The organism is Enterobacter sp. H2G27 (assembly GCF_054403075.1).
Map to the genome: position 1 here is coordinate 2,854,658 of NZ_JBSVSI010000001.1, position 15,055 is coordinate 2,869,712.

Below are 15,055 nucleotides of genomic sequence, written 5' to 3' on the forward strand. Positions count from 1 at the left end.
GCTCCTTATTGACGACGCGCCAGCACTTCCGCGTGGTGACGTTTCTCACCGATCATCACAACAATCAGCAGCAGTACCGCCAGCACGCTGCCGCCGATCATCACCATAAAGCCGCCGTCCCAGCCGAAGAAGTCAACGGTGTAGCCCACGATGGCGCTCGCCGCGACCGAACCGCCCAGGTAGCCGAACAGGCCGGTAAAGCCCGCCGCCGTGCCCGCCGCTTTTTTCGGCGCCAGCTCCAGGGCATGCAGACCGATCAGCATCACCGGACCGTAAATCAGGAAGCCGATGACGATCATGCAGGCCATATCTACTGATGGGTTGCCCGGCGGGTTGAGCCAGTACACCACGGTAGCAATGGTCACCAGCGTCATAAAGAAGACGCCCGTCGCGCCGCGGTTGCCTTTAAACACTTTGTCCGACATCCAGCCGCAAAGCAGCGTGCCCGGGATCCCGGCATATTCATACAGGAAATAGGCCCAAGAGGATTTATCCAGCGCGAAGTGCTTCACCTCTTTCAGGTAGGTTGGCGACCAGTCGAGGATGCCGTAGCGCAGCAGGTAAACGAACACGTTCGCGACCGCGATGTACCACAGCAGCTTGTTCGGCAGCACGTACTTCATGAAGATCTGTTTCGCGGTCAGTTCTTCTTCGTGCTCCTTGCTGTAATCATCCGGATAGTCGTTTTTGTACTCTTCAATCGGCGGCAGGCCGCAGGACTGCGGCGTGTCGCGCATCAGGGCGAAGGCAATAATCGCCACCAGAATGGCGCCAAAGGCAGGCATATAAAGCGCCGCATGCCAGTCGTTGAACCAGGCCATCCCCAGCAGGAACAGCAGAGGCGGAATACCGCCGCCCACGTTATGCGCGCAGTTCCACACCGACACGATGCCGCCGCGCTCTTTCTGGGACCACCAGTGCACCATGGTACGCCCGCACGGCGGCCACCCCATCCCCTGGAACCAGCCGCAGAGGAACAGCAGCACGAACATGATGGCAATGCTGGAGGTTGCCCACGGCACAAAGCCCATGAACAGCATCACCGCTGCCGCCAGGATCAGACCGGCGGGCAGGAACACGCGCGGATTCGAGCGATCCGACACGGAACCCATGATGAATTTGGAAAAACCGTAGGCGATGGAGATCCCCGACAGCGCGAACCCCAGATCGCCACGGGAAAAGCCCTGCTCCACCAGATACGGCATGGCGAGCGCGAAGTTTTTACGTACAAGGTAGTACGCCGCGTACCCGAAGAAGATCCCCAGGAAGATTTGCCAACGCAGACGGCGATAGAGCGGATCTATTTCTGCCTCTGGCAGACGCGCCCTGTGCGGCGCAGGTTTGAAGATACTGAGCATAACAGCCTCCGTGGCCTTGAAATGAATGAGCAGGTGGCTCGCACCTGAATTCCAGAGGCGGGGATGTTAAGAAATCACGGTGATTGTTACTGTGAATCAACGCACAGATTGTTACAGAAATATGACAGAATGCGCAAAAAAGCGCATGAAATCACGTTTCACTTTCGAATTCCGCGCGTTTATGTTCGAAATCAAACAAACCACAAAATTAATATGGCTAAATGATAAAAAACGAACATAGAGGGTAAACAATGACCAGTCACGATCCTCGTTATAGTGATGTGATAATCATTGGTGGTGGCGCAACCGGCGCCGGGATCGCGCGCGACTGCGCCCTTCGCGGCTTAAGCGTCACGCTTCTGGAACGCCATGATATCGCCACGGGCGCAACCGGACGTAACCACGGCCTGCTGCACAGCGGCGCCCGGTATGCAGTCACCGACGCTGAATCCGCGCGCGAATGTATTGCTGAAAACCAGATCCTCAAGCGTATCGCCCGCCACTGCATTGAGCCGACTGACGGCCTGTTTATCACTCTTCCCGAAGATGACCTCACCTTTCAGGACACCTTTATTACCGCCTGCTGTGCAGCGGGCATTCAGGCTGAGGCCATGGATCCGGCTCTGGCGCGGCGGCTGGAACCGTCGGTTAACCCGGCGCTTATCGGCGCGGTCAAAGTGCCTGACGGCACCGTTGACCCCTTCCGCCTGACTGCCGCCAACATGCTGGACGCCCGCGAACATGGCGCTCACATCCTGACCGGACACGAAGTGACCGGGCTTATCCGTGAAGGTCATTGTATCTGCGGCGTGCGGATCCTTGATAAGCAATATAATGAACACAGCGAGCTGTATGCCGCCGTGGTGGTCAACGCAGCGGGGATCTGGGGGCAGCGCATCGCGGAATACGCGGACCTGTCGGTGCGCATGTTCCCGGCGAAAGGCTCGCTGCTGATCCTCGACCACCGCATCAATAACCACGTCATTAACCGCTGCCGCAAACCGTCAGATGCCGATATTCTGGTGCCGGGCGACACCATCTCATTAATCGGTACGACCTCAACCCACGTGGACTATAGCGAGATTGACTATAACCGCGTGACCGCTGAAGAGGTCGACATCCTGCTGCGTGAAGGGGAAAAACTGGCCCCGGTGATGGCGCAGACGCGTATTCTGCGCGCCTACGCAGGCGTGCGTCCGCTGGTCGCCAGCGATAACGATCCGAGCGGGCGTAACGTCAGCCGGGGCATCGTGCTGCTCGATCACGCCGGGCGTGACGGGCTGGATGGGTTTATCACCATCACCGGCGGCAAGCTGATGACCTACCGCCTGATGGCCGAGTGGGCGACCGATGCCGTCTGCCGCAAGCTGGGCAATACCGAACGGTGCGTGACGGCAGAACAACCCCTGCCCGGCTCGCGTCAGTCCACCGAAAAAACGCTGCAAAAAATCATCTCCCTGCCCGCGCCGCTGCGCGGATCCGCTATTTACCGCCACGGCGACAGAACGCCGCAGTGGCTCGGTGAAGGGCGCCTGAGCCGCAGCCTGGTGTGCGAGTGCGAAGCCGTCACCGCCGGTGAGGTGCAGTACGCGGTGGAAAATCTGACGGTTAACAGCCTGCTCGATCTTCGCCGCCGCACCCGCGTGGGAATGGGTACCTGTCAGGGCGAGCTGTGCGCCTGTCGTGCCGCCGGACTGCTGCAGCGCTTTCATACCACCACCGCGACCCAGTCGCTCGATCAGCTCAGCGCGTTTTTAAACGAGCGCTGGAAAGGCATCCAGCCTGTCGCCTGGGGCGATGCCCTGCGCGAAAGCGAATTTACCCGCTGGGTCTACCAGGGGCTTTGCGGTCTTGAGAAGGAGCAACGCGATGAAATTTGATACCGTAATCGTCGGCGGCGGGCTGGCAGGCCTGCTCTGCGGCATCAGGCTCACCAGGCAGGGGCTGCGCTGCGCCATTATCACACGGGGCCAGAGCGCCCTGCACTTCTCGTCGGGCTCGCTGGATCTGGTGGACGAAACGTACCGCGATAAGCTGCCGCCGGAGCACCCCTATCACCTGATTGGCGCGCACAACGTTGACCGCTTTGCGCTGGAAACCGAAGCGCTGCTGGCGGACTGCGGCGCGCGTCTGAAGGGGAGCGCCCGGCTCAATCACCAGCGCGTCACGCCGCTCGGTACCTTACGCTCTGCCTGGCTCAGCCCGGAGGAGGTGCCCGTTGCCCCCTTCAATGCCGCGCGCGTCCGGGTCGTGGGTATTAGCGGTTTTCTGGATTTTCAGCCCCATCTCGCGGCGGCGTCGCTTTGCCGCCAGGGGATCTATGCCGAAACGGCAGAGATAGAGCTACCTGAGCTTGATGTCCTGCGCGATAACCCGAGCGAGTTTCGCGCGGTGAATATCGCCCGATTTCTGGATAACGAGGACAAATGGCCGCTGCTGTATGACGCGCTCAGGCCCCTCAGCGACAGCTGTGACGCCCTGCTGATGCCCGCCTGCTTTGGCTTACGCGACAACCGGCTCTGGCGCTGGCTATCGGATCGTCTGCCCTGCTCGCTCGGCCTGCTGCCAACGCTGCCTCCGTCCGTACCCGGCATTCGTCTGCATACCCAGCTCCAGCGCCAGTTTGTCGCGCAGGGCGGCGTGTGGATGGCGGGTGATGAGGTGAAAAAAATCACCCTGACCGACGGCGCGGTGAGCGAAATCTGGACGCGCAACCACGACGATATTCCGCTTCGTGCGCGCTATACGGTGCTGGCAAGCGGCAGCTTCTTCAGCAACGGGCTGCTGAGCAGCCGGGAGGGTATCCGGGAAGCTATTATGGGGCTGGATGTTCGCCAGCGTGCCTCCCGCGCGGACTGGTATCAAAGTGATTTCTTCTCGCCGCAGCCATGGCAGCAGTTCGGCGTGATTGTCGATAACTGGTTACACCCGCAGCTTGCCGGTAACCCCATCAGTAATCTCTTTGCCATCGGCTCGCTGCTGGGCGGGTACGATCCTATTGCTCAGGGGTGCGGTGGCGGAGTCTGCGCCGTCACGGCGCTGTATGTGGCAGAGCAGATTAGCCAGCGCACGGAGGCAGAACAATGAACGATACCCGTTTTGAAAGCTGCATCAAATGCACGGTGTGTACCACCGTCTGCCCGGTCAGCGGCGTGAACCCACGCTATCCCGGACCAAAGCAGGCCGGACCGGACGGCGAGCGTCTGCGCCTGAAGGACGGCAAACTGTATGATGAAGCGCTGAAATACTGCATCAACTGCAAACGCTGCGAAGTCGCCTGCCCGTCAGATGTGAAAATCGGCGATATCATCCAGCGCGCCCGGGCACGCTACAGCGCGCAAAAGCCGTCGCTGCGGGACGCGATTCTGAGCCATACCGATCTGATGGGCAGCGTCTCTACGCCGTTTGCCCCGCTGGTGAATGCCGCGACCTCTCTCAAACCGGTGCGCCAGCTGCTGGATGCCACGCTGAAGATAGACCATCACCGCAGCCTGCCGAAATATTCTCACGGAACCTTCCGCCGCTGGTATAAATCCGTCGCGGCGAAACAGGCTCAGTACGCCGAGCAGGTGGCCTTTTTCCACGGCTGCTACGTGAACTACAACCACCCGCAGTTGGGTAAAGACCTGCTGAAGGTGCTGAACGCCATGGGAACGGGCGTTCAGCTACTGAACAAAGAGAAGTGCTGCGGCGTACCGCTGATCGCCAACGGGTTTACCGATAAAGCGCGCAGGCAGGCTCAGAGCAATGTCACCTCCCTGCACGAAGCGATTGTCGATAAAGGTATTCCGGTGCTGGCGACCTCTTCCACCTGTACCTTTACCCTGCGCGATGAGTACCCGCATCTGCTGGACGTGGACAACACCGGACTACGCGAGCACATCGAGCTGGCGACACGTTTCCTGTGGCGCAAGCTGGACAGCGGGCAGACGTTGCCGCTGAGGGAATTACCCCTGAAGGTGGTGTATCACACACCTTGTCATATGGAGAAGATGGGCTGGTCGCTCTATACGCTGGAGCTGCTGCGGTTAATCCCGGGGCTGGAGCTGACGGTGCTGGACTCGCGCTGCTGCGGGATTGCGGGAACCTACGGCTTTAAGCGTGAAAACTACGAAACGTCGCAGGCGATTGGCGCCCCGCTGTTTCGTCAGATTGAGGAGAGCGGCGCGGATATTGTGGTGACGGACTGCGAAACCTGCAAATGGCAGATTGAGATGTCCACCAGCAAGCGCTGCGAACATCCGATTACGCTGCTGGCAAAGGCGCTCGGCTGAACATGGCCGGGGCGAAAGGCCCCGGCACAGGCGTTACTCCACGAACAGCGACTCAACCACGTTAATCCAGCCGTGCTCGCTGGCCACCTCTTTGCCATTCAGCCATCGGCGCAGCATGTTCAGCGCCATCATGGCGCACACCTCCTGACGCACCGCCAGGCTGTGGCGGGTAATGCTCATTTTTACCCGCAGGGCGTGGGTGCCCTCGGGCGTCGCCAGCGCGAAGTTGAGGTGTTCTTCATCCAGCCCGCCGACGAACAGCGCCAGACCGGCAAAATGCTTCACCCTTCTCTCGGACGCCCAGCGGGCGGTCTGCGCCAGGGTCTCCTGCTGGAACGGCACCACTTCGCTGGCCAGCAGCGGCGCGTTGACGCGCGACAGCTGAAGTGCCAGCAGGCCACCGGTGAACTGCTCGCTTAAGGTCACGCTGAGCTGACGCGCCTGCAGCTGCTTCGCAATCAGCGCGGGCAACCCTTCCGGACCTTCAAAGATCAGGCTTTCGCCAGCCACGCGCTGCACCTCGGGCCACAACGCCAGCATCGCCTCTTTCTGCTCGGCCGGACCTGTCAGCTTAAGTTCAATGATCGGCATGGAGGAGCGATAGCCCATGGACACGCCCGGCGGCAGCGGAAGGTGATCGAGGCTTTGGGCCAGATCGCTTTCCGAGCGGCCAAAGGTGGTCAGACGCAGACACAGCGGCGGTTCCGGCAGGGTAAAACGATCGCGAAGGCGCGGCAGGATCTGCTGCTCGACCATCACTTTAAATTCTGAGGGCACGCCCGGCGTGAAGAACATCAGGCAGCGGTTCAGCTGCATGGCAAATCCGCACGCGGTACCCACCGGGTTATCAACCAGCTCGGCGCTGGCGGGAATTTCAGCCTGTTTGCGATTGCTGGGGGCCATGACGCGGCCACGTTCGGAGAAAAAGCGCTCCATCTGCGAAAGCCACGCCTCGTGCAGCACAAGCCCTTCGCCTTTTGCGGTCGCGGCGGCCAGCGCGCTGAGATCGTCACTGGTAGGGCCGAGCCCACCGTTCACAATCAGCACGTCACAGTGCTCACTGCGTTCACGCAGAATAGAGACCAGTGACTCAAGATTGTCGCCCGCCGTATTGCGGCGCGTTAACGGTAATCCTTGCTCAAAGAAAAGATCGGCAAGCCAGGCTGCATTGGTATCAATAATTTGTCCATGCAGCACTTCGTCGCCGGTGGATAACATCTCCACGTTAATCATTATGTTCTCCCGCTTATTTGGTCAAAACACTATAACGCAAACGCGGGGTGGATAAGAGAGAAACTGGCGCGACAGAATGCCGCGCCGGAGTGATTAAAAGCCTGCGCTGACGCCCACGTACGGGCCGTCGGCCAGCGCGTTGTCGCGGTTGCCGTCTTTACCGGCCAGGTTCAGATAACGATAGCCCGCTTCGATGGTAATCGGACGCATGATGGTCCAGCGCGCGCCGGCGTTGGCCTCTTCATAGCTTTCGATACCGCTTGAGAGGGAATCTGGCGAATAGTAGTACTCACCAAACAGGCCGAAGCTGTCGCCAATTTTCCACTGCAGGCCGCCGCCCACTGCAGCCGCGTACCCTTCGTCACCGTCATTTGGGTTGGTATAGATACCTTTACCGCCGACGGTCGCCAGGAACGGGCCAAGAGGAACGTTGAGACCCAGGCCGAGGCTGGCCGCGTCGCCGTCGTCATCATTATGCGTCCAGCCGCCGGTCATCGCCAGACCGGATGTCTCGGTACCCATGCCAAAGCCCAGGTGGGTATAATCCTGACCCGCCGAGCCGTTAATGCTGATGGCGTTAGCCGCCGCAGATACAACCATCAGGCCGAAGCCCAGTAATGCCGCTTTTTTCATTGTCGTGATCCCGCACAATTATTATAAAGAAGTCCCAAAACCGCGAGATTTTAACCGGAGTCTCCCGGGGATCAAGCACTCTGCGTGCGGCAGGTCATCAGATTGTAACTATTTGAAACGGCTATTATCCCTTCAGCGATGCGTTCACCCACTGCTGCAACGCGCGGCGCGAGACTTTAATACCGCCATTTTTGAGTTCGGTCGGCAACAGCAGCCAGCGGACGGGTTGCTCAAAACGCGCCACCTTATCCCTCACCCAGTCAGGTAAACAGGTGATATCCGTTCCCGGCTCACACTCCACCACCGCCACCGGACGCTGCCCAAACTCGGCGTCGTCCAGCGGAACAATAAACACCTGGTTAACCTGCGGGTGCGTGGCGATAACGCGCTCCAGCGATTCCGGCTGGATCCCTTCTCCGCCGCTAAAAAAGAGGTTGTCCATGCGGCCCAGGATCGTCAGACGTCCGTTATGCCATTCGCCGCTATCGCGTGTGGCGAACCATCCCTGCGCGTTGGTCAGCGGAATCAGTTCGCCATCCCGCCAGTAGCCTGAGGCCATGCTTTGCGCCCTGATCCAGACTTCCCCGTTGACCACCTGAACCTCTCTGCCCGGCAGCGCATAGCCCACGTCCGGCTCGCCGTCCGCCTCTTTCGCACAGACGGTAGAGGCAAACTCGGTCAGGCCGTAGCCGCAGAAGGTGCGTATATCCTGTTCTCGCGCCTGTTCGGTCAATTCAACAGGGATGGCCGCCCCGCCCAGCAGCACCGCTTTCAGTGCAACATGCTGGTGTGCATTAAGCAGACGCCAGAGCTGGGTTGGCACCAGCGAGGCGTGGGTACAGCCGCACAGCGACTCCGCCAGCGGCTGTTTCTCGCGCACGGTTAACCGCGCGCCGGCCTGCAGCCAGCGCCATAAAATCCCCTGGCCGGAAACGTGAAACAGCGGCAGCGAAAGCAGCCAGTCGTCGTCTTCACCGTAGGGCATCAGCGACAAAACGCCGCGCGCGCTGGCAAGATGGGCCTCGCAGGTATGGACCGCCGCTTTCGGCAGCCCGGTGGAGCCGGAGGTCAGCGTCATGGACGCCAGCCGCGCCGGTTGCCACGCAGCGCAATACGCATCGGCGGTCTCGCGCATGCTCAGGGCAGGAAGACCGTCATAGCTGCCATCCAGTACCAGCGCAAAGCGCAGCGTCATCTGCGGGAGCAGCACGTCCAGCAGCGGGCGCGGCAGCTGCGGATTCACGGGAAGAATACGCGCCCCGCACTGGAGCAGCGCCAGCCACGCCAGCAGGGTGTGCGGATGATTATGGGCCAGCAGCAGCACGCCGTCGCCCTCCTCCACGCCCTGACGGTGAAAGCCCGCCGCAAGGCGGTCAATGCGCGCGCGCAGCTGTTGCCAGGTAAGCGTCTCGTCGTTAAGACTCAGGGCCGGCTTATCGGCAAACTGCGCACACCAGTGCCGCCACGGCCAGTCGGTAAAACTCATTGCAGCGGCTCCAGCGCCGTAAGGTCGAGGCAGGGCAGCGCGCTGTCCGGCCACGGGCGGAGAAGCTGGGCCTGCATCAGGTTCAGCGTGTCGAGACCAGGGACCGTATCAGGCGTTAACCAGGCGGCAATGCGCGCCAGCTGGGTTAGCCCAAGGCTGGACTCAATCGACGAGCTGATGACCGCCGTCAGCCCTAAGGCGTGCGCCGCCGCGACCTGCTCGCGCACTTTCGCCAGGCTGCCGGTCAGCGTCGGTTTAATCACCACCGCGCTGACGCCGGATTCGGCGACAAATTCAAAATCGGCCTCGCGCAGGCTTTCATCCCAGGCGATGGCAATCCCCGTTTCGCGGGCAAACGCACGCGAATCATCGCGCGTCTTGCACGGTTCTTCGAGGAAGGCAATGCGGCTGCGGTACGCCGGATTGACGTACTTCGCAAACTGCTGCGCCTTAAGCGGCGTCCAGGCGCGGTTGGCGTCCAGACGCAGATGAAGATCGGGGATCGCTTCCAGCAGCAGGTTGGCGACCATGCCGTCGCGCACCGCCTCATAGAGCCCAACTTTGATTTTCGCGACCTTCTCGCCCGGCATAGCGGAGAGCAGCGCGAAGAGTTCGTCCGGATCGCCCGTGCAGAGCGGTGCCGCGCGGTAATTTCCAGCTTCCGGCAGGCTACCGTCCAGCTCCGCGAGCGCGCAGCTGATACCAAAAGCCGCGGAAGGCACATCCGGCAATGCCGGATTCGTGCCCTCACGCCACGCGTCTGCCCACGCCAGCAATGCTGACTGCGCGTCTTCCAGCGACTCCATGCTAAAGCCCGGCAGCGGTGAAATCTCGCCCCAGCCTTCCCGCTCGTCCTGCTGCAGATGCACGAAGAAGCCGTCACGGGTTTTTAACCGCCGTTCACGCAGCACCACGCCCGCGTCCATCGGTATCTGCCAGCGGTAAACCTGCGCGCGACGCATTACGGGTTCCGTTTGTATTTGCTGAAGTCCGGCTGGCGTTTTTCGTTAAACGCGTTGCGCCCTTCCTGACCCTCTTCGGTCATGTAGAACAGCATGGTGGCGTTGCCCGCCAGCTCCTGCAGACCAGCCTGACCGTCACAGTCGGCGTTAAGTGCCGCTTTCAGGCAGCGCAGCGCCATCGGGCTGTTTTGCAGCATTTCACGGCACCAGCGCACGGTCTCTTTTTCGAGATCGGCAAGCGGCACCACGGTGTTCACCAGGCCCATATCCAGCGCTTCCTGCGCGTTGTACTGGCGGCACAGGAACCAGATTTCGCGGGCCTTTTTCTGACCGACGATGCGCGCCATGTAGGAGGCCCCCCAGCCGCCATCGAAGGATCCCACTTTCGGGCCCGTCTGGCCGAAGATGGCGTTCTCGGCGGCAATGGTCAGGTCACACATCATGTGCAGCACGTGGCCGCCGCCGATGGAGTAGCCCGCCACCATCGCCACCACCGGTTTTGGACAGGTGCGGATCTGACGCTGGAAATCGAGGACGTTCAGGTGATGCGTACCCGCATCGTCCTGGTATCCGCCGTAGTCACCGCGCACTTTCTGATCGCCGCCGGAGCAGAACGCTTTATCGCCTTCGCCGGTCAGGACAATCACGCCGATGTTATCGTCGTAGCGCGCATCCGCCAGGGCCTGAATCATCTCTTTCACGGTCAGCGGACGGAAGGCATTACGCACCTGCGGACGGTTAATGGTGATTTTAGCAATGCCGTCGGTGGATTTGTGGTAACGAATGTCGGTGTAGCCTTCGGAGCAGTCTTGCCATTCAACCGGTGCATAGAGCATGTTTTCATCAGGGTAGATCATAGAGTGTCCTTTATGCGAAGACGCAGTATCTGAGCCAGACTTGCGGTAACCGCATCGGGATTTTCCCGGTGGGCGTTGTGTCCGGCGTTGGGAATTGCATGGCGAACGGCTTTCAGCTCAGCGGCCAGGGCCGCAAACTTCTCATCACGTTCGCCATAGAGATAATCAAAAGAGAAATCGCGCGCGCTCAGGGCAGCACGCAGGTCGGGCTGCACGGCCAGCGACGTTGCCTCGAGCATCAGCGCCAGCGTCGCGCCGCTGTTCTGGCTGCGCAGGGTAATCAGCGCGTCGCGCTGGGCGTCCGTAAGGGAGGCGAAAACGGGCTGTTGGTACCAGTCAGCGAACGCTTTCTCCAGCGGTTCGGTACGAAAACGCGTTGCCCAGCGGCGGTCGGATGCCAGCCGCGCATTTCGCGCATCGTCATCCTGCAGGCCCGGATGCCCTCCCTCCACCACCACGCCCTGCAGCCCCTTCGGCTGCTGGCAGGCATGGAACATTGCAATGCGGCCGCCGAGGGAGTACCCGACAAGCCAGAATTTAAGTATGTTGTAACTAAGCAGGGTTCGGGTGAGCAACGCGCTCATCTCGTCAAACCCCTTCACACCCAGATTCCGGGATCCACCGTGCCCCGGCAGATCCAGATATAGCCTGGGATAATCGCTAAGTCCTTCACCGACCCTCTGCCACTCGCGACAGTCACCCGAAAAACCGTGCAAAAAGACCAGCCAGGGATAGCCTGGTTTTCCGGCCTGCAGCACGCCCGAAAGGATCACAGCTGGCTCACCTGCGCCAGCAGGCTTTGCAGGGCCTGCGCACCGTCAGCATCGTTCACCACAAGCTCAATCAGCGTCGCGCCCGGCTGTTTCCATGCGCTGTTTAACGCCGCGTCCAGCTGTTCCCAGCTTTCCGGGCGATGGTATTTCAGGCTAAACATCGCCGCGGCGTGTTCGAACTGCACGTTCTGCGGCATCAGATAGAAACGCTCGCGCTCGCTCTGCGGCGTAGGCAGCAGGGAGAAAATCTGCCCACCGTTGTTGTTGACCACAATCAGCACAAACGGGGCTGACGCCTGACGCAGCAGCGCCAGCGCGTTGAGATCGTAGAGCGCGGAGAGATCGCCCACGATCGCCAGCGTCGATTTCGCGCTGGCGCGCTGCACGCCCGCCGCCGTGGAGATCAGCCCGTCGATGCCGCTGGCGCCACGGTTGCTGTACACCGGGTAGCCCGCGGGCAGCTGCGAAAAGGCGTCAATCAGCCGCACGACCAGGCTGTTGCCGACAAACAGCTGCCCCTGCTCGGGCAGGTACTGGCGAATACGGTGCGCCAGCCCGGCTTCGCTAAACGCTTCACAGTGCGCTTTGGTTAGTTCCCACGCCTGGCGCGAAAGGTCCGGAATGGCCACCGCCCAGGGCTTGAGTTTTTCAGCGGGATGGAGCGCCAGCCAGGCGTCGATAGAGCTGACGAGACGACGACCGCGGTGGTGCGCCGGGTCAAGCCGCCCTTCCAGCGCGTCCACCAGCCAGTACTCGTCGGGTGTGCAGGTCGCCTGCCACTGCAGTAACCGTTTGCCGGTCAAGCTCGATCCAAGCTGGACCACAATCTGCGCCTGCGCCAGTTCGGTGACCGCTTTGGCATTACCCAGCCAGAGATCGGCGCACGGCAGCGGCTGACCGGTCTGGGAAAGCACGTCGCCTATCAGCGGCCAGCCCAGGGTTTGCGCCCATTCGGCAACCAGCTTGCCTTCAGAGGCGCTAATGCGCCCGGCGATAACCACGCCGCGCTTCTGCCGCCAGAAGAACCAGTCGCGCTGTTTCGCGCTCTCAAGGTGCGTCTGCTCGCGCAGCCACGGTTTTTCACTCTCCCACCAGTCGCCGAGGGTCTGCTGCCAGTCAAGACCCGTGTCGTCCAGCTCACCGTACAGCGGCTCGGCAAACGGGCAGTTGATATGCAACGCTCCGCTACGCAACGTCTCCATGGCGTGATCGACGGTGGAGACCAGCCAGCTTGCCGGAATATCCTGGGTGGGACGGGGCAGCGAAATCGTCTGCGAAGGATGCGAAGAAAAGAGTCCCGGCTGGCGAATGGCCTGATTGGCGCCGCAGTCGATAAGCTCAGGGGGACGATCGGCCGTCAGTAAAATCAATTTTTCACCGGTTAACCCGGCTTCAATCAGCGCCGGATAGAGGTTCGCCACGGCGGTACCGGAAGTGACAATCACCGCCACGGGTTCTTTGCTGACCTTCGCCAGACCCAGCGCAAGATGCCCGAGGCCACGCTCATCAAAGTGGGTGTGGTGAATTAACGCCCGGTTTTCGGCGGCCGCCAGCGTCAGCGGCGTTGAGCGAGAACCCGGTGCAATACACACGTGCCTGACGCCATGGCGCGTCAGGGCTTCAAGGATCACCGCCGCCCAGCGTCGGTTAAAAGAACTTACTGACATGAGATTGTCCGGTATCAAGAATGCGACACAGTATAAATAATAGAAAAAATTGGAATTTTGATATGAATCGGGATTGCGCGAATCTGTATTAATCCCTTAGGAGCAGAGAGCGCAATCCGGCGGCTTTGTTTTCAATCTCCTGCCACTCCTGCTCCGGGTCAGACCCGCTGACGATACCGGCGCCGGCGTAGAGCCGCAGGGAGTCCTCCTGAACGCGCGCGGAGCGCAGCGCCACGCAGAACTCACTCTGCTCGGGGGATAAATACCCGGCCGAACCGGCGTACCATTCGCGGTTAAAGGGTTCAACCTTCTGAATAAACTCGCGCGCAGGCTGTCGGGGTAATCCGGCAACGGCCGCGGTCGGCTGCAACATGAGCAGACACTGCTCGTCATCAGCCTGTTTAAGCTCGGTCCAGATACAGCGGCGCAAATGCTGCACTTTACGCAGGCGTACCACCTGGGGGGGCAGTACCTCGAGCGTCTGCGTAGAGTGCTGAAGACGCTGGCAAATATCTTCCACGACCAGCATATTTTCACGCTGGTTTTTATCATCGTTCAGCAGCCACTCGCCGAGACGCTGCGCCTGGCTATCATCGCTATGGCTGGCGACGGTGCCCGCCAGCGCTTCCGTACGCAGAAGCGTGCCGCGCCGCCGCCAGAGACGCTCGGGGGTCGAGCCGAGAAACGCGTTGCTGGCGTCGAAAATCATGCAGAAATGGTAGCAATGTAAATTCAGGGCCCGGCTGGCTGCCATCAGCGCGACGGGGTTTACGCGCTGTGTAAAACGAATATCGGTTGCCCGGGCGAGAACCACTTTTTCAAATTCACCCCACGCAATGGTCTCTGTCGCCCTGCGGATAAGCGTCAGCCATTCGGCCTGCTGCGGCAGATGGGTTTCGTGCTCTACCTGAACGGATAGCGGGCGGATAGGCCTTGCAGGACGGAGCTGCTGTAAAAAATCCAGCGCGGCGCGGGCATCTTCCTGAAGAGAATAATTGCTCCACAGCTGCAGGCGCAGCGTGGCGTTGCCGGCGGTACGTCGCCAGAGCAGCCGCGGTAAAAAGAGGCTCCCCTGCTCCGGATTAAAAGCGTTCAGGCCGCAGATACGGGTATCTTGTGCCGCGTTTTGCTCGCGCAAAAACTGCGTGGCTAACGCCAGAGAGGAAAATTGGGTAACCGCCCCCAGCGCAGCCAGCTCTTCATCGCCGTTACGCTGTTGCCAGTAAAACTGCGGATAGCACTGCTGAGCCCCAAGCCAGGCGAGAGGGTCGAAGGCGTCGTTTAACGGGAAAGAGACGTCGAAATGACGTAAGCCGGGTGTTGCGGGTAACGCTTGCGAAAGCTGGGTACGCAATTGCTCCAGCGCGAGGAAAATCGAATTCACGCGAACCTCTCCCTGTTAAAACCTCGTATTATACGGGGTACTGACGATAAATAGCAGTACCCACGTATAGGGAGTGGTTAAGCGGCTTAACGACGGGCTAACAGCAGCCCCAGCACCAGCCCCACGGCAGCCCCCACGCCAATACCCTGCCACGGTTTTTCATGCACGTAATCATCGGCACGGTACACCGCTTTTTTGGCACGGTAGTAGTAGGTATCAGACGCATGGCTGACGCGGTTTTTCACTTCATGTAGCGCCTGCTCGGCGCGGGCTTTTAGCTCAATATATTTCTGATCGGCAGGGTCGCCCGAGGAACGTAACACCTCTTCCAGCGTTTCGCTCAGTAAAGCCAGGTCGTCGTCGATACGGGTATCCCAGGATTGAAATGACATATTTTTCTCCATGTTAGTACACCAGTCCGCTAACTA

General features: G+C 60.4%; 13 protein-coding genes. 3 read left to right on the forward strand and 10 right to left on the reverse strand.

Features of this window, described 5'->3' with window-relative positions; genetic code table 11:
* Positions 1-5: 5 nt before the first annotated feature.
* Complete coding sequence (gene glpT / locus ACW9E7_RS13470) at positions 6-1,358, reverse strand: glycerol-3-phosphate transporter (protein WP_045354273.1); 1,353 nt, start codon at positions 1,356-1,358, stop codon at positions 6-8.
* 251 nt (positions 1,359-1,609) lie between these two features.
* Between glpT and glpA the strand changes: the two genes are divergently transcribed.
* Genes glpA through glpC form a run of 3 tightly spaced genes read left to right on the forward strand, consistent with a single transcriptional unit; the run spans position 1,610 to position 5,632 of the window.
* Complete coding sequence (gene glpA / locus ACW9E7_RS13475) at positions 1,610-3,238, forward strand: anaerobic glycerol-3-phosphate dehydrogenase subunit A (protein ID WP_458727913.1); 1,629 nt, start codon at positions 1,610-1,612, stop codon at positions 3,236-3,238.
* Positions 3,228-4,445, forward strand: coding sequence for a glycerol-3-phosphate dehydrogenase subunit GlpB (gene glpB, locus ACW9E7_RS13480; RefSeq protein WP_458727914.1), 1,218 nt, complete (start codon positions 3,228-3,230; stop codon positions 4,443-4,445). The genes glpA and glpB overlap by 11 nt, the downstream gene beginning before the upstream one ends.
* Complete coding sequence (glpC, locus tag ACW9E7_RS13485) at positions 4,442-5,632, forward strand: anaerobic glycerol-3-phosphate dehydrogenase subunit GlpC (RefSeq protein WP_458727915.1); 1,191 nt, start codon at positions 4,442-4,444, stop codon at positions 5,630-5,632. The genes glpB and glpC overlap by 4 nt, the downstream gene beginning before the upstream one ends.
* 33 nt (positions 5,633-5,665) lie before the next feature.
* On the opposite strand, the gene ACW9E7_RS13490 is transcribed toward glpC, so the two are convergent.
* The 9 genes from ACW9E7_RS13490 to elaB all read right to left on the reverse strand — a co-directional run bounded on the left by ACW9E7_RS13490 (position 5,666) and on the right by elaB (position 15,019).
* On the reverse strand, positions 5,666-6,865 hold the full coding sequence (locus tag ACW9E7_RS13490) for a nicotinamide mononucleotide deamidase-related protein YfaY (RefSeq protein ID WP_458727916.1): 1,200 nt from the start codon (positions 6,863-6,865) through the stop codon (positions 5,666-5,668).
* A 93-nt stretch (positions 6,866-6,958) separates the two neighbouring features.
* A complete protein-coding gene (locus ACW9E7_RS13495) occupies positions 6,959-7,498 on the reverse strand; it encodes a YfaZ family outer membrane protein (protein ID WP_115875883.1) in 540 nt (179 codons plus the stop codon).
* Between the two features lie 124 nt (positions 7,499-7,622).
* Positions 7,623-8,984 (reverse strand): o-succinylbenzoate--CoA ligase, encoded by a 1,362-nt coding sequence (gene menE / locus ACW9E7_RS13500; RefSeq protein WP_458727917.1) that lies wholly within the window; start codon positions 8,982-8,984, stop codon positions 7,623-7,625.
* Positions 8,981-9,946, reverse strand: coding sequence for an o-succinylbenzoate synthase (gene menC, locus ACW9E7_RS13505; RefSeq protein WP_458727918.1), 966 nt, complete (start codon positions 9,944-9,946; stop codon positions 8,981-8,983). The genes menE and menC overlap by 4 nt, the downstream gene beginning before the upstream one ends.
* Positions 9,946-10,803 (reverse strand): 1,4-dihydroxy-2-naphthoyl-CoA synthase, encoded by an 858-nt coding sequence (gene menB / locus ACW9E7_RS13510; protein ID WP_045402731.1) that lies wholly within the window; start codon positions 10,801-10,803, stop codon positions 9,946-9,948. The genes menC and menB overlap by 1 nt, the downstream gene beginning before the upstream one ends.
* Positions 10,800-11,576: a 2-succinyl-6-hydroxy-2,4-cyclohexadiene-1-carboxylate synthase gene (gene menH / locus ACW9E7_RS13515; RefSeq protein WP_458727919.1), complete on the reverse strand. Its 777-nt coding sequence runs from the start codon at positions 11,574-11,576 to the stop codon at positions 10,800-10,802. The genes menB and menH overlap by 4 nt, the downstream gene beginning before the upstream one ends.
* Positions 11,573-13,243 (reverse strand): 2-succinyl-5-enolpyruvyl-6-hydroxy-3-cyclohexene-1-carboxylic-acid synthase, encoded by a 1,671-nt coding sequence (gene menD / locus ACW9E7_RS13520; protein ID WP_458727920.1) that lies wholly within the window; start codon positions 13,241-13,243, stop codon positions 11,573-11,575. Before menD ends, menH begins: the two co-directional genes overlap by 4 nt.
* Before the next feature lie 88 nt (positions 13,244-13,331).
* A complete protein-coding gene (gene menF, locus ACW9E7_RS13525; RefSeq protein ID WP_458727921.1) occupies positions 13,332-14,627 on the reverse strand; it encodes an isochorismate synthase MenF in 1,296 nt (431 codons plus the stop codon).
* Between the two features lie 86 nt (positions 14,628-14,713).
* Complete coding sequence (elaB, locus tag ACW9E7_RS13530; RefSeq protein WP_008500219.1) at positions 14,714-15,019, reverse strand: stress response protein ElaB; 306 nt, start codon at positions 15,017-15,019, stop codon at positions 14,714-14,716.
* Positions 15,020-15,055 lie beyond the last annotated feature (36 nt).